The organism is Inquilinus limosus DSM 16000, from assembly GCF_000423185.1.
Lineage (GTDB): Bacteria > Pseudomonadota > Alphaproteobacteria > DSM-16000 > Inquilinaceae > Inquilinus > Inquilinus limosus.
Genome location: NZ_AUHM01000014.1, coordinates 60,164 through 85,415, shown reverse-complemented (window position 1 = coordinate 85,415; position 25,252 = coordinate 60,164). Strand labels below are relative to the sequence as shown.

At 70.4% G+C, this 25,252-nt stretch carries 22 protein-coding genes; 8 read left to right on the top strand and 14 right to left on the bottom strand.

Going from position 1 to position 25,252, the window contains the following annotated elements:
• Window positions 1-7: 7 nt before the first annotated feature.
• Window positions 8-877, bottom strand: coding sequence for a zinc metalloprotease HtpX (htpX, locus tag G537_RS0114765; RefSeq protein WP_026870776.1), 870 nt, complete (start codon window positions 875-877; stop codon window positions 8-10).
• Between the two features lie 93 nt (window positions 878-970).
• On the opposite strand from htpX, the gene G537_RS0114760 reads away from it, so the two are divergent.
• Window positions 971-1,159, top strand: a complete 189-nt coding sequence (locus G537_RS0114760) for a DUF1674 domain-containing protein (protein WP_026870775.1) — start codon at window positions 971-973, stop codon at window positions 1,157-1,159.
• A gap of 136 nt (window positions 1,160-1,295) precedes the next feature.
• Here G537_RS0114760 and G537_RS0114755 read toward each other — a convergent pair whose 3' ends face one another.
• Entirely contained in the window at window positions 1,296-2,282 is a 987-nt protein-coding gene (locus tag G537_RS0114755) for an isopenicillin N synthase family dioxygenase (RefSeq protein WP_026870774.1), read from the bottom strand.
• Between the two features lie 122 nt (window positions 2,283-2,404).
• Here G537_RS0114755 and G537_RS0114750 point away from each other — a divergent pair, with 122 nt between their 5' ends.
• The 3 genes from G537_RS0114750 (at window position 2,405) to G537_RS0114740 (ending at window position 6,420) form a co-directional block, all read left to right on the top strand.
• The gene (locus tag G537_RS0114750) at window positions 2,405-4,006 is read left to right on the top strand and encodes an OpgD/OpgG family glucan biosynthesis protein (protein ID WP_026870773.1); all 1,602 of its coding nucleotides are present in this window, start codon (window positions 2,405-2,407) and stop codon (window positions 4,004-4,006) included.
• A gap of 130 nt (window positions 4,007-4,136) precedes the next feature.
• Window positions 4,137-5,978 (top strand): ABC transporter ATP-binding protein, encoded by a 1,842-nt coding sequence (locus G537_RS0114745; RefSeq protein WP_026870772.1) that lies wholly within the window; start codon window positions 4,137-4,139, stop codon window positions 5,976-5,978.
• Window positions 5,979-6,075: 97 nt separating this feature from the next.
• Window positions 6,076-6,420, top strand: coding sequence for a hypothetical protein (locus G537_RS0114740; RefSeq protein WP_026870771.1), 345 nt, complete (start codon window positions 6,076-6,078; stop codon window positions 6,418-6,420).
• Between the two features lie 46 nt (window positions 6,421-6,466).
• Here the strand turns inward: G537_RS0114740 and G537_RS0114735 are convergent, their stop codons facing one another.
• The 6 genes from G537_RS0114735 to G537_RS0114710 all read right to left on the bottom strand — a co-directional run bounded on the left by G537_RS0114735 (window position 6,467) and on the right by G537_RS0114710 (window position 12,001).
• On the bottom strand, window positions 6,467-7,351 hold the full coding sequence (locus G537_RS0114735) for an efflux RND transporter periplasmic adaptor subunit (RefSeq protein WP_026870770.1): 885 nt from the start codon (window positions 7,349-7,351) through the stop codon (window positions 6,467-6,469).
• A gap of 16 nt (window positions 7,352-7,367) precedes the next feature.
• A complete protein-coding gene (locus G537_RS0114730; RefSeq protein WP_026870769.1) occupies window positions 7,368-7,565 on the bottom strand; it encodes a DUF1656 domain-containing protein in 198 nt (65 codons plus the stop codon).
• Window positions 7,562-9,631 (bottom strand): FUSC family protein, encoded by a 2,070-nt coding sequence (locus G537_RS0114725; protein ID WP_034851766.1) that lies wholly within the window; start codon window positions 9,629-9,631, stop codon window positions 7,562-7,564. The genes G537_RS0114730 and G537_RS0114725 overlap by 4 nt, the downstream gene beginning before the upstream one ends.
• A gap of 15 nt (window positions 9,632-9,646) precedes the next feature.
• Window positions 9,647-10,114: a MarR family winged helix-turn-helix transcriptional regulator gene (locus tag G537_RS38070; protein ID WP_034851764.1), complete on the bottom strand. Its 468-nt coding sequence runs from the start codon at window positions 10,112-10,114 to the stop codon at window positions 9,647-9,649.
• Between the two features lie 128 nt (window positions 10,115-10,242).
• Entirely contained in the window at window positions 10,243-11,610 is a 1,368-nt protein-coding gene (locus G537_RS0114715; protein WP_026870767.1) for an NAD(P)H-dependent oxidoreductase, read from the bottom strand.
• A 31-nt stretch (window positions 11,611-11,641) separates the two neighbouring features.
• Window positions 11,642-12,001 (bottom strand): GFA family protein, encoded by a 360-nt coding sequence (locus G537_RS0114710; protein ID WP_026870766.1) that lies wholly within the window; start codon window positions 11,999-12,001, stop codon window positions 11,642-11,644.
• A 189-nt stretch (window positions 12,002-12,190) separates the two neighbouring features.
• On the opposite strand from G537_RS0114710, the gene G537_RS0114705 reads away from it, so the two are divergent.
• Window positions 12,191-13,501, top strand: a complete 1,311-nt coding sequence (locus G537_RS0114705) for a PQQ-dependent sugar dehydrogenase (RefSeq protein ID WP_026870765.1) — start codon at window positions 12,191-12,193, stop codon at window positions 13,499-13,501.
• 30 nt (window positions 13,502-13,531) lie between these two features.
• Here G537_RS0114705 and G537_RS0114700 read toward each other — a convergent pair whose 3' ends face one another.
• From G537_RS0114700 to G537_RS0114675, 6 genes are all read right to left on the bottom strand, one after another.
• Window positions 13,532-14,170: a sarcosine oxidase subunit gamma gene (locus tag G537_RS0114700; protein WP_026870764.1), complete on the bottom strand. Its 639-nt coding sequence runs from the start codon at window positions 14,168-14,170 to the stop codon at window positions 13,532-13,534.
• Window positions 14,163-17,204 (bottom strand): sarcosine oxidase subunit alpha family protein, encoded by a 3,042-nt coding sequence (locus G537_RS0114695; RefSeq protein WP_026870763.1) that lies wholly within the window; start codon window positions 17,202-17,204, stop codon window positions 14,163-14,165. Before G537_RS0114695 ends, G537_RS0114700 begins: the two co-directional genes overlap by 8 nt.
• A 178-nt stretch (window positions 17,205-17,382) precedes the next feature.
• The gene (locus G537_RS0114690) at window positions 17,383-17,736 is read right to left on the bottom strand and encodes a sarcosine oxidase subunit delta (RefSeq protein ID WP_026870762.1); all 354 of its coding nucleotides are present in this window, start codon (window positions 17,734-17,736) and stop codon (window positions 17,383-17,385) included.
• Window positions 17,737-17,743: 7 nt separating this feature from the next.
• Window positions 17,744-18,994 (bottom strand): sarcosine oxidase subunit beta family protein, encoded by a 1,251-nt coding sequence (locus G537_RS0114685; RefSeq protein ID WP_026870761.1) that lies wholly within the window; start codon window positions 18,992-18,994, stop codon window positions 17,744-17,746.
• Between the two features lie 132 nt (window positions 18,995-19,126).
• The gene (locus G537_RS0114680) at window positions 19,127-19,693 is read right to left on the bottom strand and encodes a tyrosine phosphatase family protein (RefSeq protein WP_026870760.1); all 567 of its coding nucleotides are present in this window, start codon (window positions 19,691-19,693) and stop codon (window positions 19,127-19,129) included.
• Between the two features lie 105 nt (window positions 19,694-19,798).
• A complete protein-coding gene (locus tag G537_RS0114675) occupies window positions 19,799-21,475 on the bottom strand; it encodes a formate--tetrahydrofolate ligase (RefSeq protein WP_026870759.1) in 1,677 nt (558 codons plus the stop codon).
• Between the two features lie 225 nt (window positions 21,476-21,700).
• Here G537_RS0114675 and G537_RS38065 point away from each other — a divergent pair, with 225 nt between their 5' ends.
• The 3 genes from G537_RS38065 (at window position 21,701) to G537_RS0114660 (ending at window position 25,252) form a co-directional block, all read left to right on the top strand.
• Window positions 21,701-22,738 (top strand): GlxA family transcriptional regulator, encoded by a 1,038-nt coding sequence (locus G537_RS38065; RefSeq protein ID WP_051248432.1) that lies wholly within the window; start codon window positions 21,701-21,703, stop codon window positions 22,736-22,738.
• A gap of 173 nt (window positions 22,739-22,911) precedes the next feature.
• Window positions 22,912-23,559 (top strand): dethiobiotin synthase, encoded by a 648-nt coding sequence (bioD, locus tag G537_RS0114665; RefSeq protein WP_026870758.1) that lies wholly within the window; start codon window positions 22,912-22,914, stop codon window positions 23,557-23,559.
• Window positions 23,560-23,728: 169 nt separating this feature from the next.
• On the top strand, window positions 23,729-25,252 hold the full coding sequence (locus G537_RS0114660) for an ABC transporter substrate-binding protein (protein WP_026870757.1): 1,524 nt from the start codon (window positions 23,729-23,731) through the stop codon (window positions 25,250-25,252).

Here is a 25,252-nt window from a genome sequence, read left to right as displayed (position 1 = left end):
TTCAATTTCACCCCCACGGCCCGCTGGCCTGGGCCATGCCGGCCATGCGGCGCAGCGCGGCGACGCGGTTCGCGGTCGAGGGGTGTGTCGAGAACAGGCTGTCGACCGCATGGGCGTGGAGCGGATTGATGATGAACATATGGGCGGTGGCGGGATTCCGCTCTGCCGCACCGTAATCGATCCGCTTGGCGAAGGCTTCGATCTTTTCCAGCGCCGAGGCCAGCCACAGCGGCCGGCCGCAGATCTCGGCCCCGATCCGGTCGGCCTCGTATTCGCGCGAGCGGCTGATCGCCATCTGCACCAACATGGCGGCGATCGGCGCCAGCACCACGGTCAGGATCACGCCGATGAAGCCGAGCGGGTTGTTGCGGTTGTCGCCGCCGCCGAAGAACAGGCCGAAATTGGCCAGCATCGACAGGGCGCCGGCGATCGTCGCGGTGATCGTCATGATCAGCGTGTCGCGGTTGCGCACATGCGCCAGCTCATGCGCCATCACGCCCGCCACCTCCTCCGCCGATAGCCGGCGCAGGAGGCCGGTGGTGGCGGCGACCGCGGCGTTCTGCGGGTTGCGGCCGGTGGCGAAGGCGTTCGGCTGGTCGGTGTCGATCAGATAGACCCGCGGCATCGGCAGCTGCGCCTGCTCGGCCAGCTGGGCGACGAGGTTGTAGAAGTCGGGCGCGGTGCGGGCGTCGACCTCGCGCGCATTGTGCATGCGCAGCACCATCTTGTCGGCGTTCCAATAGGCGAACAGGTTCATGCCCAGCGCCACCAGAAGCGCGATCATCATTCCGCCCTGCCCGCCCAGCAGCCAGCCCGCCGCCATGAACAGCGCGGTCAGGGCCGCCAGCAGCATCGCCGTGCGGATATAGCCCGACATCGGTTCCTCCGCGGTCTCGTCCCGGATCAGATGGCCCCGGCGCCGCTTCGATCAAGCCTGGACACGGTTGCCGCGCTTCGCCATATCGGGGGGATGAGCGAGACCGAGACCCCCGCCGCCAAGCCGCTGTCGCCCCAGGAGCTGGCCGAGCGCATCGACCCGCGCACCGGCGCGCCGGTCGAGATCGTGCCGCAGAAGCCCGGCGAGATCGGCGGCCCGAAGGGACCCGAGCCGACCCGCTACGGCGACTGGGATGTCAACGGCCGCTGCTCCGATTTCTGACGCTAGCAGCGCCAAACCCAAACCGTCATTGCGAGCGCAGCGAAGCAATCCAGGGCCGCACGAGCCGGCCCTGGATTGCTTCGTCGGCTTCGCCTCCTCGCAATGACGAGAGAGGCTGATCCGCTCGGCCATCGAGCTAGATCTCGGTCAAAGTCACGGTCGATCGGAACTTCGACGCCAGGTGCGGGCCGGACAGGACCGGCGGATATCTGGGCGTCTCGCCCGGCGCGAGGCAGGTCGGCAGGCAGGCGATCTCCGCGTCCCAGCTCGGCTGGTGGAAGAAGGCGATCGACTGGCGCCGGGTCGAGCCCGCCGCATCCGGCGGCGGATTGACGACGCGATGCAGGGTCGACCGCCAGCGGTCGTTGGTCCAGCGCGCCATCAGGTCGCCGAGATTGATCACGAAGCCGCCCGGCACCGTCGGTACGGCGTGCCATGTGCCGTCCAGGCCTTGCACCTCCAGCCCGCCCGGCGCGTCCTGCGGCAGCAGGATGGTGAGCGAACCATAGTCGGTATGGGCGCCGGCGCGCAGCTGCCCCGGCTCCGGCGCCACCGGCTGGTCCGGATAGTTCAGCAGGCGCAGCGCGCTGATCGCCCGGTCGATCCGGCCGTCGAAGAAGCTCTCCGGCAGGCCGAGGCCCAGGGCGAAAAGGCGCATCAGCCGGCCGGCCAGGCCGGACAGCTCCCGGTAGTAGGCCAGCATGGCGTCGCGGAAGCCGGGCGGCTCGGCCGGCCAGAGATTGGCGGCCCAGGCGAAGGCCACTGCGTCCTCCGACTCGGGCGGGGGCGTCAGGTCGGCCGGGCCGATCGAGAAGCTCTCCTTCAGGTCCGGCGGCCGCCGGTCGCCGAGCGACCGGGCCAGGCTCTCCCCCGCCACCGGCGAATAGCCGTAGGGATAGCCGGGGCGCGGCATCACCACGGTCCGCTTCGTCGCCTCGGGCAGGTCGAAGAAGGCCTGCGTCGCCGCCCAGGCCCGGTCGATCACCGCCGCCGGCACGCCATGGCCGGTCACGACCAGGAAGCCGACGCGCTCGCAGGCCTCCGCCACCATATCGGCCACCTGCCGCCGCCCCGCCTCTCCCGCCGCCGCGGGCGCCAGATCGATCACCGGCACCAGGCTCATTCCCGCCTCCCCTTCTTTGTCCGGCGCCATCTCACGACGCCGTGCGGCCGCGGTCAAAGCCTGTTCGTGCCGCCGGCCGGGCCTGAGGTAAGGTGGGCTTCGACACCGGCCATGGAGGACGCATGATCACCACCCGGCTCCATCGCCGCGCCCTGCTCCGCGCCGCCGGATCGGCCGCGCTGCTGGCCGGGCTGCCGGCCGCCGCCCGTGACGCCGCGGCGCAGCAGCAGGGGCTGGCCCTCGGCCCGGCCGCGCCCTTCTCCTACGAGGTGCTGGTCGCCCGGGCCCAGGCGCTGGCGGCGCAGCCCTACCAACCGCCCTACAAGCCGGCGCCGGATGTGGTCCAGGCGATCGACTACGACGCCCACGGCAAGATCCGGTTCAAGACCGACCTCGCCCCCTTCGCCGACGGCAGCGGCGCCTATCCGGCCACCTTCTTCCATCTCGGCCGCTATTTCGGCGACTCGGTCCAGATGTATCTGGTCGGCGGCGGCAGCGCCCGCGAGATCCTGTACCAGCCGGGCTATTTCGACATGCCGCAGGACAGCCCGGCCCGCCGGCTGCCGGCCGATTCCGGCTTCGCCGGCTTCCGCCTGCAGGAATGGCACGGGCGCGACGACTGGCGCACCCAGGACTGGGTCGCCTTCCTCGGCGCCTCCTATTTCCGGGCGATCGGAGCGCTGGGGCAGTACGGGCTGTCGGCGCGCGGCGTCGCGGTCGACGTCTTCGCCCCCGGCAAGCCGGAGGAGTTCCCGATCTTCACCCAGTTCTTCATCGCCGAGGCGCCGGACCCGGCGCAGCCGGCCATTGTCTGCGCCGTGCTGGACGGGCCCAGCATCGCCGGCGCCTACCGCTTCACCCTGCACCGGACCGAGGGTGTGGTGATGGAGATCGAGGCGTCATTGTTCCTGCGGAAGCCGGTGTTCCGCCTCGGCCTGGCGCCGCTGACCTCGATGTTCTGGTACGGCGAATACGGCCGCGGCCGGATGCTGGACTGGCGGCCGGAGGTGCATGATTCGGACGGCCTCGCCATCTGGACCGCCGATGGCGAGCGGATCTGGCGGCCCCTGAACAACCCGCGCGCGATCACGGTGTCGAGCTTCGCCGGCGGCAGCCCGCGCGGCTTCGGCCTGCTGCAGCGCGACCGCGCCTTCGACCATTATCTCGACGGCGTGTTCTACGACCGCCGCCCCAGCCTGTGGGTCGAGCCGCTGCAGCCCTTCGGCCGCGGCGCCATCCAGCTGGTCGAGATCCCGACCGACGACGAGATCCACGACAACATCGTCGCCTTCTGGGTGCCGGAGGGTCAGGCGGCGGCCGGCGACCGCCACGACCTGACGTACCGGCTGCACTGGCTGGCGGACGAGCCCTATCCCGACCGCGGCATCGCCCGCACCATCGCCACCCGGATCGGCCGCGGCGGGGAGCCGGGCAGGCCGCGCCCGCCCGGGGTCTTCAAGATCGTCGTGGAATTCGACAACCCGGCGGTGATGCGGCAGATCCCCTACGGCGTGTTCCCGGAGGTGGTGGCGACCGCCTCGCGCGGCACCATCCAGCGGTCGTTCAGCGAGCCGGTGCCGAACGGCAATGTCTGGCGCGCCACCTTCGACCTGGCCGTCGACGGCGGCGACCCGGTCGAGCTGCGCCTCTTCCTGCGCCTGAACGACCAGCCGCTGACCGAGACCTGGCTGTACCAGCTCCACCCGGAGCCGCCGCCGGCCTGAGCCACGCGCAAGACAGTCTCGCGAGCCCCGCGCGGAGCGAATTCCTGCATCGAAGATGACGGGCCTTTTCGACGCCGCATTACCGGCGCAGGCTGTCACCCTGCCCAGGAATGCCGCCGAAAGCCCCGTCATGTTCCGCTTCTTCGAGGCCCGCGTGTCCCCGACCGCCAGGGGCATGCCCGGCCAGCCGCCGAGCAAGCTGCTGCGCTTCTACTGGTTCTTCCTGCGCCAGGTGCGCTGGTACTACGTGGCGCTGCTGACGGTCGGCCTCGCCGTCGCGCTGCTCGATTCGCTGATCCCGGTCTTCATCGGCCGCGTCGTCACCCTGCTGAGCACCACCCCGCCCGAATCGCTGCTGGCCGACCACTGGCACGTCCTGGCCGGCATGGCGGCGGTGGTGCTGCTGTGCCGGCCGGCGGTCCTGTTCCTGCAGGCGCTGGTGATCAATCAGATCATCGCCTCGGGCTTCACCAACCTGATCCGGTGGCAGAGCCACTGGCACATCGTCCGGCAGAGCTGGACCTTCTTCCAGAACGACTTCGCCGGCCGCATCGCCAACCGGGTGATGCAGACCGGCGTGGCGCTGCGCGACAGCACGGTGATGTCGATCGCCGCGGCCTGGTACCTGGTGGTCTACGGCACCAGCGCGCTGGTGCTGATGGCCAGCGCCGATCTGTGGCTGGCGCTGCCGGCGCTGCTCTGGTTCTGCATCTACATCGCCCTCCTCGTCACCTTCGTGCCGCGGCTGAAGCAGCGCTCGATCGAGATGTCGGAGGCGCGGTCGCTGCTGACCGGCCGGATCGTCGACAGCTACACCAACATTCTGACGGTGAAGCTGTTCGCCCGGGCGAAGGAGGAGGACGACTACGTCCGCGAGGCGGTGGACGACCACACCACCATCTTCCGTGGCCAGCTGCGGCTGATCACCCTGTTCAATCTGAGCCTGTCCACCACCAACGCGCTGCTGGTGGTGTCGACCGCCGCCATCGCCATCGTCCTGTGGCGCCAGGGACAGGTGGCGCTCGGCGCCGTCGCCATGGTGCTGCCGCTGACCTGGCAGATCGTCAGCATGGCCGGCTGGGTGGCGCAGCAGGTGACCACGATCTTCGAGAATATCGGCGTGGTGCAGGAGGGCATGATCTCGATCGCCAAGCCGCTGCGCCTGGTCGACAAGCCGGATGCCGGGCGGCTCAAGGTGACCAAAGGCGCGATCCGCTTCGAGAATGTCAGCTTCAACTACGGCCGGCCGGGCGGGGTGATCGAGAACCTGAACCTCGATATCCGCCCGGGCGAGAAGATCGGCCTGGTCGGCCGTTCCGGCGCCGGCAAATCGACCCTGGTCAACCTGCTGCTACGCTTCTTCGACCTGGAGCGCGGCCATATCCTGATCGACGGCCAGGACATCGCCGGGGTGACGCAGGAGAGCCTGCGCGAGCAGATCTCGGTCGTGACCCAGGACACCTCGCTGCTGCACCGCTCGATCTTCGAGAACCTGAATTACGGCCGGCCGAGCGCGACGCGGGAGGAGGTGATCGCGGCGGCGAAGCAGGCGCATGCCCACGACTTCATCCTCAACCTCGAGGACTGGCGCGGCCGGCGCGGCTACGAGGCCCATGTCGGCGAGCGCGGGGTGAAGCTGTCCGGCGGCCAGCGCCAGCGCATCGCCATCGCCCGGGTGGTGCTGAAGAACGCGCCGATCCTGGTCCTGGACGAGGCGACCTCGGCGCTCGATTCCGAGGTCGAGGCGGCGATCCAGGAGCAGCTCGAGAGCCTGATGGAGGGCAAGACGGTGATCGCCATCGCCCACCGCCTGTCCACCATCGCCCGCATGGACCGGCTGGTGATCCTCGACCGCGGCCGCATCGTCGAGGTGGGGTCGCATGACGAGCTCTTGAAGGCGAACGGCCACTACGCCGCCCTGTGGCGCCGCCAGTCCGGCGGCTTCCTGGGCGAGGAGCAGGCGGCGGAGTAGGCCGCTCTTAAAATATAATCACCGAGACAATTCAATCTGTGGTATATTTTTTCTTGTAGGATAGCGAATACATCGCTTCCGAACGAAAGTCATTTTCATGAAATCGCCCACATGGCTGAAGCCAGGCCTCTACGGAGCGGTCTGCGGTGCCGTCGCGCTTGCTGTTATCGGCTTTTCCTGGGGTGGCTGGGTCACCGGCAGTTCGGCCAAGCGAATGGCCGCCGACCAATCCAAGGTCGACGTGATCGCAGCGCTGACCCCGATCTGCGTCGACCTGTCGACCCGCGATCCACAGCTGGCCGAACGGCTCGTCGAACTGAAGAAGGCATCGAGCTACAGCCGCGGCGACATCATCCTGAAGGCCGGCTGGGCGACCATGCCGGGAACGACGGAAGGCAACAGGGCACTCGCTGCCGCCTGCGCCGCCCAACTCGCCACCTGAGACCGGAGCAGAGGCAGCATGCCGCCTCTGCCACCCGCCTTCAGCTTCACGGCCCCTTCTCCTTCGCCGGCAGCACCTCGACCGTGGCGGTCATGCCCGAGGCCAGCAGCACGCCGTCCGGAATCGTGTCGATGGCGATCCGGACGGGGATGCGCTGGGCCAGCCGGACCCAGCTGAAGGTCGGGTTCACGTCGACGATCTGGTAGATCGAGTTCAGCGTCACCTCGCGGTCGGCAATGGCGCGGTCGATGCTCTCGACATGGCCCTGAAGCGGCGTCGACACGCCCATCAGCCGGATCTCGACCTTGTCGTCCGGCCGGATGCGAGGGATCTTCGTCTCCTCGAAATAGCCGCGGACGTGGAAACTGTCGGCATCGACGATCGCCATCACCTGCTTGCCCGCGGTGGCATAGGCGCCCTGCCGCAGGATCAGGGTCGAGACGTAGCCGTTGACCGGCGACCGCACGGTCGTCCGCTCCAGGTCCAGCTTGGCCGTCGCCAGCGCCGCCTCGTCCTGCTCCACCGCCGCGCGCGCCGCCTGGGCCGCGGCCTCGGCCTGCTGCCGGGCCTCGATCGAGATGGCGTTGCTGCCGAGCCTGGCGCGGCGCTCGGCCTCCAGCACCAGCTCCTCGGTCTGCGCCCGCTGGCTGTCGAGCGCCGCCTGGGCCCGCTGCACCGCCAGCGCATAGCGGTCGGGGTCGATCACGAACAGCACGTCGCCCTTCCGGACCTGCTGGTTGTTGACCACGCGCAGGTCGACGACGACGCCGGAGACGTCGGGCGCCACCTGCACGATCTCGGCCGCCACCCGGGCGTCCCGGGTCCAGGGGCTGTCCATGTAGTACTGCCACAGCAGCACGCCGGCGACGGCGGCGCCGGCCGCCACGACGAGAGTGATGAGGATTCGGAGCGCGAGGGCTGCGAGTTTCATGGTCGTCTTCTTTCCCTCACATCGTCAGCACGACGAGGGTGGTCAGGATGATCAGCAGCAGGGACAGGTCGAACAGCGCCGGATGCCAGATCCAGCGATAGGCGCCGATCCGGCCGAGGATGAAGCGCAGGATGCCGGTGAGCGCCAGCGCGGCCACGAGGTAGCCGAGCATCGGCGACAGGTACACGCCGGCGAGGTCGATTTCCTTGATCATGTCGGCACAATCAAATCCTGGATCAGCGGCGGGCCGTCGGGCTGCGGCAGAGCGAAGAAATCCGAGTGGTGCTCCAGGGCGATGCGGATCGCGGAGACCGAGATCAGGGCGGCGACGATGTCGGCTTCGGGCTCGAGCGCCCGCAGCGCCGCCTCGGCCCGGACCAGCGCCGCCATCGCGTCCCGGCCGCTGTTGCCGGGCCGGCGCCAGGCGCGGGCGAAATGGCGGGCCACGGCCGCCAGCGCCGCCGTCACCGCCTCGCCCGCAGGCGCCGGCAGCCGGCCGTCGAGCCGGCGCAGCAGCAGGGTGTTGTGGCCGATGCGCAGGCTGGCGAGGCTGCCCTGCAGGATCGGCCGGTCGCCGGGCGACGCCTGGTCCAGGCGCAGGAACAGGCCGTTGATCCGGTCGAACATCCGGCTCGCGAACTCGTCCGGCTGCGGCGACGCGCCGGCGGCCAGGCTGGCCAGGTCGTCCATGATCCCGGTGACCAGCCGGCGCGCCGCCCATTGCGTGCCGAGCGGCCGCAGGAGGCGGAACAGCGCCACGGCGATGGCGATGCCGACCAGGACAGCGAGGGCGTTGTTCACATAGGCCGCGAAGTCGAGCGAGGGCGCGCTGCCGAGCGACAGCAGGAACAGGAAGTTCACCACCAGCGGCACCGCCGCGAGGCCGACCCGCGGCGCCGAGATCAGCATCCCGGCCGGGATCAGATAGAGCGCGAGCGCGGCGGCCAGCATGAAGAAGCCGTCGAGCCGAGGCAGCACCAGCGTGACGTAGATCAGGCTGAGCACCACCGCGACCGCCGTCATCTTCAGAAAGCCGAGCGCCGCCACCGCCGGCTCGTCCGCGGCCGAGAAGAAGCCGCAGGCGATCACGATCATGGTCGCGGCCGAGGCGCCGTTGCTCCAGCCCGTCTCGATCCAGAAGGCACAGCCGATGGCGAGGGTGAGGAAAGCGGTGACGCCCGCAATCACGGCCACGCCCTGGTCGCGGTGCCGGCGGATCGACGGCGCCGGCCCCATGCGGCGCGGCCGGGTGCCGGTGGCGATATGGTCGCGCAGCTCCAGGCACTCGCTGCGCAGCGACAGCAGGTCCTGCAGCCGGTCCAGCAGGATGCGCACGATCATCGCCGGCCCGCCCTCACGCACCTCCTCCGCGCGAAGCTGCAGCGAGTCGATCAGCCGCCGGGCCTCGGCGATGCTCTCCTCGTCCTTCGGCTGGGCCGGGCCGAGCGCGCGATCCATGATCCGCGCCACCGCCTCGAAAGCCGGCGCGATCGCCCGCCAGCGCGCCGGGTCCTGGCGGCGCAGCAGCCAGGCCCGGTCCTGCACCGACACCAGCACGGCGAGGAACATGAACAGCCGGCCCTGCAGCTGGCGGATCACGTCGTTGACCAGGCGGATCGCCCTTGTGTCGAAGACGGCGTGCGAGCGCAGCGTCTCCAGGGCCACCGTATCGGCGATCATCCGGGCGCGGTCGGCTTGGCCCGGCGCCTCCTCCCCGCGGCCGCGCAGGATGTCGACCGACCATTTCGCGGTCGCCGCCAGCACCGCCTCGATCCGGTCCTGCAGGATCGGGCCGACCGGCCGCGGCAGGATGATGGCGCTGAGCAGCCCGGCGCAGCCGATGCCGATCAGGATCTCGGTGCAGCGGGTCACGGTGGTGTCGAACACCGTGGTCGGCGCCGTGATCACCGGAAAGCCGATGATCGCCGCGGTGTAGCCGGCCAGCATCGGCGCATAGGCCGCGGGAGCGTCGCGCAGCAGGACGGAGATGGTGATGCAGATGCCGAACCACAGCGCCGCCGCCAGCACGAACAGCTCGCGCGCCTGGGCGAACAGGCCGATGAAGAGCAGCGTGGCGAGGCCGCCGGCGAAGGTGCCGAGCACGCGGTAGACGCTCTTCGACAGCATCATCCCGGTCAGCGGCTGCGACACGATGTAGACGGTCAGCACCGCCGTGCCCGGCGAGGACAGGTTGAGGCGCAGCGAGATCCAGGCGGCGAGCATCGCGGCGCAGAAGGTGCGCAGCGAGAAGACGCCGTCGCGCCAGGTCGGCCAGTCCATGCGTCCCCCGATGGCCTAGCGGCCGCTCTCCGGTTCGGGCCGGCCGGCCGCGATGTTCCGCTCGATCCGGCCGAGAAGGCCGAGGCAGAGCATCATATCCTCGTCGGAGATGCCGGCCAGCAGGCGTTCGCGGATCTCCGCGGCAATGCCCTGGATCCCCTCCACCAGCGTCCGGCCGTCGGCGGTCAGGTGGATCGCCTTGGCGCGGCGGTCGGCCTCGTCCTCGCGCCGCTCGATCAGCCCCTGGCTTTCGAGCGAGTCGAGCAGCCGGACCAGCGACGGCCCCTCGATGCCGAGGGATTCCGCCAGGTCGCGCTGCCGGATGCCATCGCCCAGCCGGGAGACGTGCAGCAGCGGCTGCCAGGTGGCGGCGCTGAGCCCGTAGCGGCCCAGCGCCTCGTCAACCTCGCGCCGCCACAGCCGGGCGACGAGGAACAGACGGAAGCCGAAATCGGCCCGCGCGGTGGAGGAGCTGCTTGGCATGGGAATTTATTAGGATGCTAACTATTAGGGCCGAAGCGCGTTTGCCGCATGCCAGCCAACACCGCATTGCTTCGTCGGCTTCACCTCCTGGCAATGATGGTGAGGGATGGCAGAGATCGCCTCGGACGTCACTCCGCAGCGCGCTTCGCCGCAGCCCCGGCCTCCATGGCGCGGCGGATGCGCACCGCCTCGGTCTCCTCGATCGCGACGTCGTCCCAGCGCACCACGCTTCCGGCCCCCACCGGCCGCGCCAGCCTGACCTTGTGGGCGAGGCCGATCGGCAGGGCGCCCGTCGCCAGCGAATCCTCCGCCCGCATGATCCGGCCCCAGACCGTGGTGCCGCCCTCCCCGTCCAGCATTTCGCCGACGGCGAGCGGCCTCTTGGCGACGGCGACCGCATCCGCGCGGAAGCCGGTCGGGCTTCCGGTCGCCTCTTGCCGCAGCGCCGCCGAGGCGACGCTGACGCCGAGCTCGAGGCCGATGAAATGGACCGTCCGGTAGAGCGCCGCGTAGCGGCCCGACGGGTCGATGGTGATGTTGTATTCGTGGAAGCAGCGGCGCGTATAGGCGGCGCGCGCATCGTCGTCGCCGGCCTCGAACACCACATAGACGCCCCAGCGCAGGTCGTTGACGACCTGCCGTCCGTCGCGTTCCAGGCTGGTCACCACCTCGACCATGCCGGCGCGCTCGAGGACGCCGCCCGCCTCGCGCGGCCGCAGCACCCGGGCGAGATCGTGCGCGCCCGCCGGCGGGAACAGCAGGCCGTCGCGCGGCGCCACCAGCCCGGTGGCGTTGGCGATCGCCGCCATCTCGATCGCCGATTTCGTGCCGTCGATGAAGGAGTTGAACATCTGCGGATTCATGCCGCCGAGCCGCGCCTCCTCGTCCGTGATGCCGAAATGGCCCCAGACCGTGTCGGGCGTGGACTGGTGATAGCTGGGCAGGTATTTCGTGCCCTTGCCGGCGGCCACCACCCGGAAGCCGCAGGTCTCCGCCCAGTCCACCATCTCGCAGACCAGCGCCGGCTGATCGCCGTAGGCCAGGCTGTAGACCAGACCGGCCTTGCGGAACCGCTCGGCCAGGTAGGGGCCGGCCAGGACGTCGGCCTCGACATTCACCATGACGATGTGGCGGCCGTTCTCGGCCGACAGCAGCGCGTGGCGGATGCCGGCCGCCGGGCTGCCGGTGGCGTCGACCACGACGTCCAGCCCGTCGGCGCGGATCAGCGCCTCGGCATCCTCGGTGACATGGGTTCGCCCGGTCTTGCGCGCGTCGTCGAAGGAGGAGGCCTGGGCCGCGTCGATGTCCCAGCCGGTGTTCGCCATCGCCTTGCGCGCTCGCTCCGCCGACAGGTCGGCCACGCCCAGCAGATGCAGGCCGGTCGTGGTGCGCAGCTGCGCCAGGAACATCGAGCCGAACTTGCCGGCACCGATGAGGCCGACCCGGACGGGACGGCCCTCGGCGGCACGCTGCCTCAGCTTGGTCGCGAGATTCATGGCGGGGCTCCCGCTGGAGAAACCTCTGGGTTCAGAAGCTCCGGCCGTCGACCGGGATCGGGCTCAGGGTCGAGAGATCGATGTCGTCGAGGCAGCGGACATTGACCGCGACCATCTCGGTGCCGTCCGGCTTGCGGCCGCGGGCGAAGGATTCGATGCCGCATCCCGGGCAGAACAGGTGATGGATCACCTTCTTGTTGAACTGGTAGTCGACCAGGTTCTCGCCGCCCGAGACCATGGTGAAGCGGTCGGGCGTGACGAAGGTCAGCATCAGGCCGCGCTTCTGACAGTGCGAGCAGTTGCAGCTCATCACCTGGGCCAGGTCGGTCTCGACCCGATAGCGCACGGCGCCGCAATGGCAGCCGCCCTCATAGGTCTTCGTCTCGGGCATGGGGCGTTCCTCCGGCTTCTGGATCGCCGCCCGGAAACGGCGGCGTTCGGGCGAGAGAGTCGCCCGGGAGCCCCGTCCTGTCCACCGGGATCACGGATCCGCCGAGCCGTCATTTGAAGCGGTGGCGAATTCATCCTACTTTTGAGTCCGCCTTCGTGCCGCTCGGTTTCACGCAAGCAGGGGAACGCCATGAGCTTGTCCGGCATCTTTGCCCGAGTGGTCGCGCTGGTCGGCGCCGGAGCGATCCATTTGCGGCACCGGCACGACGGCCCGCAGGGGCCGGCCTTCGGCAGCATGCCGACGATCCCGCCGGCGAAGCCCCAGGGCAGCATTCCGACCCTGAAGATGCCGACCGCGAGAGGATGGACCGCGGGACAGACGCCGGTCGCGGCGCCGGGGCTCCAGGTGAACGCCTTCGCGGCCGGCCTGAAGCATCCGCGCTGGATCCATGTCCTGTCGAATGGCGACGTGCTGGTGGCCGAGGCCTTGAGCACGCCGGGGGGCATCAGGTCCGTCTTCGACTACGCCATGGTCAGCACGATGAAGCGTGCCGCCGCGGTGGGGGTCAGCCCGAACCGCATCACGCTGCTGCGCGATTCCGATGGCGACGGCGTCGCCGAAACCCGCGAGGTGTTCCTCGACGGGCTGAACCAGCCGTTCGGCATGGCGCAGCTCGGCGATACGCTCTATGTCGGCAACACCGACGGCGTGGTGGCGTTTCCGTACGCGCCCGGAGACACACGGATCAGCGCAGCGGGGCGCAGGCTGGCGGAGTTCAAGGGCGGCGGGCACTGGACGCGGAGCCTGCTGGCGAGCCCCGACGGGCGGAAGCTCTATGTCGGAGTCGGCTCGCTCAGCAACATCGCGGAACACGGGATGGCGGCAGAGGAGGGCCGGGCCGCCATCCACGAGCTGGACCTCGAGAGCGGCAATGTCCGCATCTTCGCCTCCGGCCTGCGCAATCCTGTCGGCATGGCGTGGGAGCCGACGACGGGGTCGCTCTGGACGGTGGTGAACGAGCGCGACGGGCTGGGTGACGAGACGCCCCCCGACTATCTGACATCGGTGCGCGACGGCGGCTTCTACGGCTGGCCCTATTGCTATTGGGACAGGATCGTGGACGACCGGGTGCCGCAGGACCCGGCGCTGGTCGCATCGGCCATCACCCCGGACTTCGCGTTGGGCGGGCACACGGCGTCGCTGGGCCTGTGCTGGCTTCCGGCCGGCACGCTGCCCGGCTTCCCCGATGGAATGGCGATCGGACAGCACGGTTCCTGGAACCGCAGCAAGCTGAGCGGCTACAGGGTCGTCTTCGTGCCGTTCGTCAACGGACGTCCCGTCGGGCCCGTGCGCGATATCCTGACCGGCTTCCTGTCGCCCGACGAGCGCGCCTCCTACGGACGGCCGGTGGGGGTGACCATCGGCCCGGACGGCTCGCTGCTGGTGGCGGACGACGTGGGCGACGTGATCTGGCGGGTCACGGGGGCGCCCGGAGGGTAGGGGGTAGGCCGATGACCCGGGCGCGGCGCCCTACCCGGCCTCGCCGACCCCGTATTCCAGCGCCGCATCGGCCAGCCAGTCCCAGAGATACTGGGCGAAAGACCGGCGGACATAGATCCGCAGCCGCGGCGCGCCGTCGGCATCGTCGGTGCGGTGCAGGATGACGTCGGCCTGGGCGATCATGCTCTGCGCCACCGACCCCGCCGGGAAGGATCGTGGATGCAGGTCCAGCGGGCAGCCCTTGGCGAGCACGTCCAGCGCCTTCGGCCCGGCCAGCGCGATCACCGTCCAGTTGTCGGTGACGTTGGTGACAGCGGCATGCCGGCCGGCCAGCGCGTCCCGCAGCCGGGCGGCGAGGTCGGCCTCGCGGTCCACCCCGCCGACCACCAGCCATTCGGTCGGGCCGAGCCACAGCGCCGCGACGCCGTCGCCCGCGGCGATGCCGGGCCGCGCCGGCAGGTCGAGCCCGAGGGCGCCGGCCACGGCCGCGCCGAAGCCGGGGTCGGACAGGTCGCCGCGCAGGTTCAGCTTGGCCTCATGCGCGATCTCGGCCAGGCGCACGCCCGGATTCGCCGGCGCCACCAGCGGCCGGACCAGCCCCGCCGTCGCCGAACGCCGGGCCGGGACCGCGGCCGGGGCGCCGGCCTGAAGGGACACGGTGTCAGGCATGCAGGCGCCCTCCCTCGGGGTCGACGAAGACCGGCTTCACCACCTTGGCCGGGATGGTGCGGTCGGGCATGGCGATGTGGACCGTGCCGTCGAACCGCCCCAGCCCGCCCTTGACCAAAGCAAGAGCGATCGAGCGGCCCAGGTTCGGGCTCCAGTAGCTCGAGGTCACATGGCCCAGCATCGGCACCGGCGGGGCGCCGGGCGTCGCCGTATCGACGATCTGCGCCCCCTCCTCCAGCACCAGCTTCGGGTCGTCGGTCAGCAGGCCGACCAGCTGCTTGCGGTCCGCCCGTGCCGTGTCGGCGCGGTCGAGCGAGCGCTTGCCGATGAAGTCCGGCTTCTTCTTGCCGACGATCCAGTCCATGCCCAGGTCGCCCGGGGTGATGGTGCCGTCCGTCTCCTGGCCGACGATGATGAAGCCCTTCTCGGCGCGCAGCACATGCATCGCCTCGGTGCCGTAGGGCACGAGGTCGAGCCCCTGCCCCGCCGCCTCGATCGCCTCCATCAGCGCCAGGCCATAGGCCGCCGGGACGTTGATCTCGTAGGACAGCTCGCCGGTGAAGGAGATGCGGAACACCCGCGCCGGCAGCCCGGCCACCGTGCCCTCGCGCATGGTCAGATGCGGGAAGGCCTCGTTCGACAGGTCGAGATCGGTCAGGCGCGACAGCAGCTCCCGGCACTTCGGGCCGGAGATGGTGGCGACCGCCCATTGCTCGGTGACCGAGGTCAGGAAGACCTTGAGGTCCGGCCACTCCGTCTGCAGCCATTCCTCGAGCCAGGCGAGGATGGTGGCGGCGCCGCCGGTCGTGGTGGTCATATGGAAATGGTCCTCGGCGAGGCGCGTGGTGACGCCGTCGTCCTTGACCATCCCGTCCTCGCCCAGCATCAGCCCGTAGCGGCAGCCGCCGATGGCGAGCTTCGACCAGGCGTTGGTGTAGACGCGGTTCAGAAACTCCGCCGCGTCCGGCCCCTTGACGTCGATCTTGCCGAGGGTGGTCGCGTCCATCACGCCGACCGAGGTGCGCGCCGCCTTGACCTCGCGGTTCACCGCGGCGTGCATGTCCTCGCCCGGCTTCGGGAAGTACCAGGCACGCTTCCAGCCGCCGCCGACATTCTCGAACACCGCGCCGTGCTTCTCGGCCCAGCCATGCATCGGGGTGCGGCGGATCGGGGCGTAGAGGGCCTTGACCCCGCGCCCGGCGATGGCGCCGAAGGTGACCGGGGTGTAGGGCGGGCGGAAGGTGGTGACGCCGATCTCCGGGATCGTTTTGCCCATGGTCTCGGCGACGATGCCGAGGGCGTTGACGTTGCCTGTCTTGCCCTGGTCGGTCGCCATGCCGGTGGTGGTGTAGCGCTTGACGTGCTCGACCGAGACGAAGCCCTCGCGCAGCGCCAGCTTCAGGTCCTTGGCGGTGACGTCGTTCTGGAAATCGACGAAGGCCCGCACGGCATTCGCCGGGCGGTCCGACGGCACCGACCACAGCGGCCGGCCCTCGCCCGCCTCCGGCTCCTCCTGCGCGGTCTCGACCGGCGGCACCGGCACCGCCACCGCGGTCAGCCCGGCGGCCGAGGCCGCGGCGGCGCCGGCGACGAGGCCCTCCTGCAGCGCATCGGCGAAGCGGATGGTGCCGGCGCAGCCCCCGGCCGAGCGCTCGGCCTGGAAGGACTGGCCGGGCATGAAGGTGGCCCGCGCCTCGTCCCAGCGCAGCCGGCCGCGCGACTGCGACTGCAGGTTCAGCACCGGGTTCCAGCCGCCGGACATGGCGACGGCGTCGCAGGCGATGGTGGTCTCGGCCCCGCGCCGCACCGACCGACCGTCGGCGGCCAGCGGCATCAGCCGCACCTCGTTCACCCTGAGACGGCCGGAGGTGCCGACCACGGCGTGGCCGGCATAGACCGGCAGGCCGGCGGCCCGCGCCGCGCGGACCAGCGGCCCGTCCGCATCCGGCCGGACATCGACGATCGCCGGCACGGCGACGCCGGCCGCGGCGAGGTCGAGGGCGGTGGCATAGGCGCTGTCGTCCGCGGTCGCGACCACGACGCGCTCGCCCACCTTCACGCCCCAGCGGTGCAGATAGGCCCGGGCGGCACCGGCCAGGAGGATGCCCGGCCGGTCGTTCTCGGCGAAGACCAGGCTGCGCTCGATCGTGCCGGTGGCCAGCACCACCTGCTTGGCCCGCACCTTCCACAGCCGCTGCCGCGGCGTGCCCACCGGCACCGCATGCGGCGCGATGTGGTCGGTCACCCGCTCCAGCAGGCCGAGCCAGTTGTGGCCGTAATAGCCGAAGGCGGTGGTGCGCGGCAGGACGCGAACGTCCGGCATCGACGCCAGCTCGGCCACCGTCGCCTCGACCCAGTCGAGCGCGCCGGCCTCGCCGATCGACGCCGTCGGCTCGGCCCTGAGCCAGCCGCCGAAGCGGGCTTGGTCCTCGGCCAGGATCACCCGGGCACCGGCGCGCGCTGCCGCCAGGGCGGCGCCGAGCCCGGCGATGCCGCCGCCGACCACCAGCACGTCGCAATGGGCGTTCACATGGTCGTAGCGGTCGGGGTCAGGCTGGCGCGGCGAGACGCCGAGGCCGGCCGCCTTGCGGATGAACCGCTCATAAACCATCCAGGCCTTGGGCGACCGTGGCCACATGAAGGTCTTGTAGTAGAAGCCGGCCGGGATCAGCGGCGCGAACAGGTCGTTGACCGCGTTCAGGTCGAAGCGCAGCGACGGCCAGCGGTTCTGGCTGCGCGCCACCAGGCCGTCGAAGATCTCGACCTGGGTGGCGCGGGTGTTCGGGTCGGTCCGCGCCGCGTCGGGTCCCAGCTGGACCAGGGCGTTCGGCTCCTCCGGCCCGGCCGAGATCACGCCGCGCGGCCGGTGGTACTTGAAGCTGCGGCCCAGCAGGTGGACGCCGTTGGCCAGCAGGGCCGAGGCCAGCGTGTCGCCCTCATAGCCGCGATAGGACCTGCCGTCGAAGGCGAAGGCGACGCTCTGGCTGCGATCGATATCGGCGCCGCGGCCGACCAGGCGGTAGCGTTGGGTCATCGTAACGACTGCCGTTCATGTGCTTTACCTCTCCCGCGGGGCGGGAGAGGTCGGACATCCGCCAGGATGTCCGGGTGAGGGCTGGCACAGGCGGAGGGAATTCCCCTCACCCGGAACCGCTGCCGCGGTTCCGACCTCTCCCGCTCGCGGGAGAGGTCACGCGATGTCGACACCCCTCTCATCCCGCCGGATCCACCAGCGGCAGGTTGGCGGTGCCCCGCGCCGGCTCGCCGGACGGGGTCGGGACGGGCTGGCCCTCGATCGCCGGCGGCGGCTCGCCCGGGCCGTAGACCGCCAGGATCTCGTCGGTCGCGGTGTGGCGGGCGACGTTGAACCAGCGCCGGCAGCCATGGATGTGGACCCAGCGCTCGTAATGCAGCCCCTTGGGGTTGGAGCGCATGAAGACGTAGTCCGCCCATTCCGCGTCGCTCAGCTCCGCCGGCGCCGTCGGGCGGCGGATATGGGCCTCGCCGCCGCAGCGGAATTCGCGTTGGTCCCGCGGTCCGCACCAGGGGCAGTCGATCAGGAACATGGCTACCTCAATGCGCCACGGCGGCGGCGCCGTGCTCGGCCACCAGCGCGCCGGAGGCGAAGCGGTCCAGCGCGAAGGGCGCGGCGATCTCGTTCGGCTCGCCGCGGGCGATGGTGTGGGCGAAGACATGGCCCGAACCGGGCGTGGCCTTGAACCCGCCGGTGCCCCAGCCGCAGTTGATGAACAGGTTCTCGACCGGGGTCTTGCCGATGATCGGGCTGGCGTCCGGCGCCACGTCGACGATGCCGCCCCACTGCCGCAGCATCCGCATGCGGCTGAAGATCGGGAACATCTCGACGATCGCCGCCAGCGTCTCCTCGATGATCGCGAAGCCGCCGCGCTGGGAATAGGAGACATAGCCGTCGATGCCGGCGCCGATCACCAGCTCGCCCTTGTCGGACTGGCTGACATAGGCGTGCACCGCGTTCGACATCACGACGCAGTCGATCACCGGCTTGATCGGCTCCGACACCAGCGCCTGCAGCGGATGGCTCTCCAGCGGCAGGCGGAAGCCGGCGAGGTTGGCGAGGACCGAGCTGTGTCCGGCCGCCACCACCCCGACCTTGCCGGCGCCGATGTATCCGCGCGTGGTCTCGACCCCGACGACGCGCCCGTGCTCGGTGCGGAAGCCCGTGACCTCGCAGTTCTGGATGATGTCGACGCCGCGGGCGTCGGCGCCGCGGGCATAGCCCCAGGCAACCGCGTCGTGCCGCGCCGTGCCGGCCCGTCGCTGCACCGTGCCGCCATAGACCGGGAAGCGGATGGTCGGGTCCGGGTTCAGCACCGGGCAGAACTCCAGCACCTGCTCGCGGTCCAGCCAGTCGCTGTCGATGCCGTTCAGCCGGTTGGCGTGCAGCCGCCGCTTCAGCTCGCGCGCCTCATGCGGGTCGTGGCAGATGTTCATCACGCCGCGCTGGCTGAACATCACGTTGTAGTTGAGGTCGGCCGACAGGCCCTCCCACAGCTTCAGCGCGTGCTCGTAGATGAAGGCGGAGGCGTCGAACAGGTAGTTGGAGCGGACGATGGTGGTGTTGCGGCCGGTATTGCCGCCGCCGATCCAGCCCTTCTCCAGCACCGCGACATTGGTGATGCCGTGCTCCTTCGCCAGGTAGTAGGCGGTGGCCAGGCCGTGGCCGCCGCCGCCGACGATGACCACGTCGTAGGCCGGCTTGGGGTCGGGGGAGCGCCAGGCCTTCTGCCAGCCTTCGTGGTGCGAGAACGCGTTGCGCGCGAGGGTGAAGATGGAATAACGCGACATCGATCCGATGGCCGGTCCGGGGTGAGCGTGGGCATGGTGCAGAGCCGCGTGGGCCGGCGCCAGCTTAGGCGCGACACGCAGGCGTCGCCCTGCGCCAAGGCCGCACGGCGCCGATGACGTGTGGGGGCCGTCTCAGTCGACCGGGATCTCGCGCTCGCGCCCGACCTGCCGCAGCAGGGCCATCAGCTCCGGCCGCTCGGCAGCCACCCGGCGGTATTGCGGCAGCAGGGCCTGGCGCAGCCGGCCCTTGGTGCCCAACGCCGCCTCGGCGTATTCGATCATCAGCGTGTTCGGCCAGGCCTGCGGCCGGATCGCCGCCAGCTTGGCCACCGCCGCCGCCTCGTCGCCCGGATGGCGCTGGGCGATCAGCATCAGCATCGAGGCGGTCGAGCGCGACACGCCCATATGGCAATGCACCAGCAGGTGGCGCAGGCTCTCACCCTCCAGCGCCATCGCATCGCCGAACTCCAGGATCGACGCGACATGCTGCGGCGTCGGCAGGATCTCGCCCGGCCGCTCGTCGATGATGTCGTGGAAACGCAGGTCCAGGCGGCGATGCGGGGCGAAGCCGTCGAAATAGCTCTCGGCCGGGGTGCCCGGATCGGCGATCGACAGCACATGGGTGACGCCGGCGGCGCGGAAGCCGGCGATCTCCTCCAGGCCGCAGACGGTGAGATGGCGATCGGGGTGCAGCAGCATCGGGTCGTCCTCGGAATCGGGCGAGGCACTCTCCCGCCCGGCCGCGGCCGGGTCAAACGCCGATGCCGGGCCTCAGCCGTGCGGAGCAGGCATGTGCTCTCACCTTCAGAACAGCCCTTCCACCCGCCCGTCTCCGTCCAGCCGGATGGCGTTGGCCGCGGGGGTCTTGGGCAGGCCGGGCATGGTCATGATCTCGCCGCAGATCGCGACCAGGAACTCCGCCCCCGCGGACAGGCGCAGCTCGCGCACCGGCACCACATGGTGCGACGGCGCGCCCTTCAGTGCCGGGTCGGTGGAGAAGCTGTACTGGGTCTTTGCGACGCAGATCGGGAAGTGGCCGTAGCCGCCCTTCTGGTACTGGGCGAACTGGTCGCGCACCCGCTTGTCGGCGATGATGTCGTCGGCGCCGTACAGCGAGGTCGCGATCGTCCGCATCTTCTCCCACAGCGGCAGGTCGTCGTCATAGAGGGTGCGGAACTGGGAATGGCCGTCCTCGGCCAGGTCCGCGACCTTGCGCGCAAGCTCGACGGTCCCGGCGCTGCCGTCCGACCAATGGGTGCAGATCTGGGCCTCGACCCCGTGCTCGGCGCAATAGTCGCGCACCGCCTGCAGCTCGGCCTCGGTGTCGGCGACGAAGCGGTTGACCGCGACCACCGCCGGCACGCCGAACTGGCCGACATTGCGGATGTGGCGGCCGAGATTGGCCAGGCCCTTCTTCAGCGCCGCCACATTCTCCTGCCCGAGGTCCTCCTTGGCCACGCCGCCATGCATCTTCAGCGCCCTCACGGTGGCGACGATCACCGCCACCGCCGGCTTCAGCCCGGCCTTGCGGCACTTGATGTCGAAGAACTTCTCGGCCCCGAGATCGGCGCCGAAGCCGGCCTCGGTGACGACGTAGTCGGCCAGCTTCAGGGCCGTCCTGGTCGCGATCACCGAGTTGCAGCCATGGGCGATGTTGGCGAAGGGCCCGCCATGGACGAAGGCCGGGTTGTTCTCCAGCGTCTGCACCAGGTTCGGCATGAAGGCGTCCTTCAGCAGCACGGTCATCGGCCCGTCCGCCTTCAGGTCCTTCGCCGTCACCGGCCGGCGGTCCCGGCTCTGGCCGACGATGATCCGGCCCAGACGCTGCTCCAGATCCTGCAGGTCCTTCGACAGGCAGAAGATCGCCATCACCTCGGACGCCACGGTGATGTCGAAGCCGTCCTCGCGCGGGAAGCCGTTGGCCGCGCCGCCCAGGCTGGTGACGATCGAGCGCAGCGCCCGGTCGTTCATGTCCATCACCCGGCGCCAGGCCACCCGGCGGGTGTCGATGTCGAGCGCGTTGCCCCAGTAGACGTGGTTGTCCAGCAGCGCCGCCAGCAGATTGTGGGCGCTGCCGATGGCGTGGAAGTCGCCGGTGAAGTGCAGGTTGATCTGCTCCATCGGCACCACCTGGGCGCGGCCGCCGCCGGCGGCGCCGCCCTTGACCCCGAAGCAGGGGCCGAGCGAGGGCTCGCGCAGGCAGATCGCGGTCTTGCGGCCGATCCGGTTCAGCCCGTCGCCGAGCCCGACCGTGGTGGTGGTCTTGCCCTCCCCCGCCGGGGTCGGGGTGATGGCGGTGACCAGGATCAGCTTGCCGTCGAGCCGGCCGTCGAGCCTGTCGACGAAGCCGGGCGTCAGCTTGGCGATATGCGGGCCGTACGGGTAGAGGGCTTCCGAGGGGATGCCGAGCTTCGCGCTGACCTCGGCGATCGGCCGCAGCGTCGCCGCCCGGGCGATCTCGATATCCGACGGTGCCCCCATGGTGTGCTCCCCAGGCAGTTTTTGCGCCGATCGTCCCATAGCATCCGGCGCGGGACCGCGTCTGCGGCGACGTGGTCCGGCCTCGCTGCGACTCCCGCCGCCAGCCATGCGCGGCGCGGATCGCACCAGCCCTCAGCCGTCGCATTCGGCCTCTTTGTCGAATTTGCGACCCGTGCTACCGAATCACTCAACAAGGCGCAAACGCCCGCCGGGAGGCAGTCATATATGGGCCAGGATCCAGCCTTCGACACCGAGACCATCGGGTTCCTCCTGATCCCGCAGTTCTCGATGATCGCCTTCACCTCGGCGGTCGAGCCGCTGCGCATCGCCAACCGCATGGCCGGCAAGCCGCTGTACCGCTGGATGGTGCTGTCCAAGGACGGCCAGGCAGTCAAGGCCAGCAACGGCATCAGCGTCGGCGTCGACACCTCGCTGGCCGAGCTCAGCCGTCAGGCCGGCGTGTCCAAGCCGCTCGACATGATCTTCGCCTGCTCCGGCCTCGGCATCGAGCGCTACCGCGATGACGAGGTCTTCGCCTGGCTGCGGCGGGCGGAACGGCAAGGCGTCGGCGTCGGCGCGCTCTGCACCGGCTCGCATCTGCTGGCCCGGGCCGGGCTCCTGGCCGGCTATCGCTGCGCCATCCATTGGGAGAACCTGCCGGGCTTCGCCGAGACCTTCCCGGAGATCCCGGTGTCGAGCGACCTGTTCGAGGTCGACCGCAACCGCTACACCTGTTCCGGCGGCACCGCGGCGATCGACATGATGCTGCATCTGATCGCGATCCGGCAGGGCCGGGATCTCGCGACCAAAGTGTCGGAGCAGTGCCTGGTCGACCGCATCCGCAGCCCGCACGACCGTCAGCGCCTGCCGCTGCGCGCCCGGCTGGGCGTGCACAACCCGAAGCTGGTCGCGGCGATCGAGCTGATGGAGGCGAACATCGCCGAGCCGCTGCCGCAGGAGGAGCTGGCGGCGCATGTCGGTCTGTCGCGCCGGCAGCTGGAGCGGCTGTTCCGCAAGCAGCTCGGCCACAGCCCCGCGCATTACTACCTGGAGCTGCGGCTGGAACGGGCCCAGCACCTGATCAACCAGAGCGACCTGCCGATCGTCGACCTGGCGCTGGCCTGCGGCTTCGTCTCGGCCTCGCATTTCTCGAAATGCTACCGCCAGCTCTACGGCCGCTCGCCGCGCGAGGAGCGGGCGAACGCCATCCTGCGCGGGGTGCCGATGCCGGAAAGGCCGGCGCGACAGAAGGTCCCCGCTTGACGACGCAATCCAGCTTTGCTGCGCTGCGGTAACTGGGGACTCGCTTCGGAGGACCGATCTGTGCATAGTCCGTCACTTCGCGTAACGGCATCCCGGATCCGAATGCCCGTAGACCGGACCTGGCAGGCCCTTTTGGCCGCCGACCGCCTCGTCGCAGAGCCCCTTAGCACCCCATGACTCGATTCTACGTGACCGGCACCGACACCGGTGTCGGCAAGACCCTCGCCTGCGCCTGCCTGGCTGCCGCCTGGGACGCCGACTACTGGAAGCCGGTGCAGACCGGCTTGGCCGAGAAGCCGGGCGACGTCGCCACCATCGCTTCCCTGACCGGCCTGTCGGCCGACCGGCTGCACGCCCCGCGCTACGCCTTCCAGGCGCCGCTGGCCCCGGTCGCCGCCGCGGCGCTGGAGGAGAGCGAGATCGACCCGGCCTCGCTGACGCCGCCCTTCTCGCCCCGGCCGTTGCTGATCGAGGGGCCGGGCGGCGGGCTGATGGTGCCGCTGGACTGTTCGACCCTGGCGATCGACCTGCTCGGGGTGTGGCGCTATCCCACCATCGTGGTGGTGCGCAGCGGCCGCGGCACGATCAATCACACCCTTCTGACCATCGAGGCGCTGCGCCACCGCAAGATCCCGATCGCCGGGGTGGTGATGAACGGCCCCCTCAACGCCGGCAACCGCGCCGCAATCGAGACGCATGGCGGCGTGCCGGTGATCCTCGAGATTCCGGAGCTGCCGAAGGTCACCCGCGCCGTGGTCGAGGAGCTGGCCCACGCCGTGCCGCCGCTGGGCGAGATCGTCTCGGAGGCCGTGGCCGCGTAGGTTGGGTTCGCCCTGGCGAACCCAACATCTCACCGCAACACCGGCCATACTGTTGGGTTCGCTGGGCACGAACCCAACCTACAAGCCGCATACCGACCGCATCCCGCTGTTGACCTTTGTCTCGTCCTTCTCCAGAAAACGTTAAGATATAACATTCTGGAGAAGGGGGATGCGGATCGCGCGTGTTCTCGCCACGGCCGGGCTGGCGTTCGGCCTCTGGGCCGGGATCGCTTCGGCGCAGGATCGGCCGCTCAAGGTCGTCGGACCCTGGGAGATCGCCGGCATCGACCCGGCGCAGTCGGGCTACATCTTCAGCCGCATGCAGGTGGCCGAGACCCTGGTCACGGCCGATCCGACGGGCATCCTCGCCCCGGCTCTGGCCGAGTCCTGGTCCGCCGCCGACGACGGGCTGACTTGGCGTTTCCGGATCCGCGGCGGCGCCGCCTTCCACGACGGCACGCCCGTCACCGCCGAGGCGGCGGCGGCGAGCCTGCGCCGCGCCCGCGCCGGGGTCGGTCCCCTGTCCCAGGCGCCGATCGCCGAGATCGTCCATGACGGCAGCGACGTCGTCATCCGGCTGGAGCGCCCCTTCGCCGCCCTGCCCGCCTTCCTGGTGAACTTCAGCACGATCGTCCTGGCCCCGGCCTCCTACGACGAGGCCGGCCGGGTCACGCGGATCATCGGCTCGGGCCCGTACCGGGTGAAGGCGCTGACGCCGCCGCTGAAGCTCGAGCTCGAGGAGGCCGGCGGCTGGTGGGGCGGCGAGCCGGGTATCCGGGAGGTCGAGTATCTCGCCGTCGGCCAGGGCGAGACCCGGGCGCTGATGGCCGAGAGCGGCGAGGCCGACCTCGCCTTCTCGATGCTGCCCGTCTCGGTGGCGCGGCTGAAGCGCGACCCCGATCTCGACGTGCGCGCCGCGACCATCCCCCGCACGCGCCTCCTGAAGCTGAACGCGGCCTCGCCCTTCTTCGACGACGTCCGGGAGCGGCGGGCGCTGAGCCTCGCCGTCGACCGCGCCGGCATCGCCAAGGCGATCCTGCGCAACCCCGAACTGGCGGCCACTCAGCTGTTCCCGCCCGGCCTCGCCGGCTGGCACGTGCCCGACCTGGCGCCGCTGCGGCGCGACCTGGAGGAGGCGCGGCGCCTCCTGGCCGAGGCCGGCTGGACACCCGGAAGCGACGGCATCCTGCAGCAGGACGGCCGTCGTTTCAGCCCGACCCTCGTCACCTACGCCAATTGGCCGGAGCTGCCGCCGATCGCCACCGCGCTGCAGGCGCAGCTCAAGGAGGTCGGCATCGACCTGAAGGTGTCGGTCGGCAACAGCTCGGAGATCGTCAGCCGGCACCAGGACGGCACGCTGGAGATCGGCCTGATCTCGCGCCTCTACTCCGTCGTCCCCGACCCGATCGGGGCGCTGACGCAGGACTATGGGCCGAAAGGCGGCGACTGGGGCGCGATGGGCTGGTCCGATCCGGAGCTGCTGGACATCGTCGGGCAGCTGATGGCGACCAGCGACCCGGACCGGCAGCAGCCGCTGCGCCGGCGCGCCGCCGAGATCCTGCAGGACCAGCTGCCGGGCATCCCGGTCACCTGGTCGGAGCTCGCGATCGTCGCCAACAAGCGCATCACCGGCGTGGAGATCGACCCGCTCGAGGTGAACTACCGCCTCGCCTCCATCCGCTGGGCGGACTAG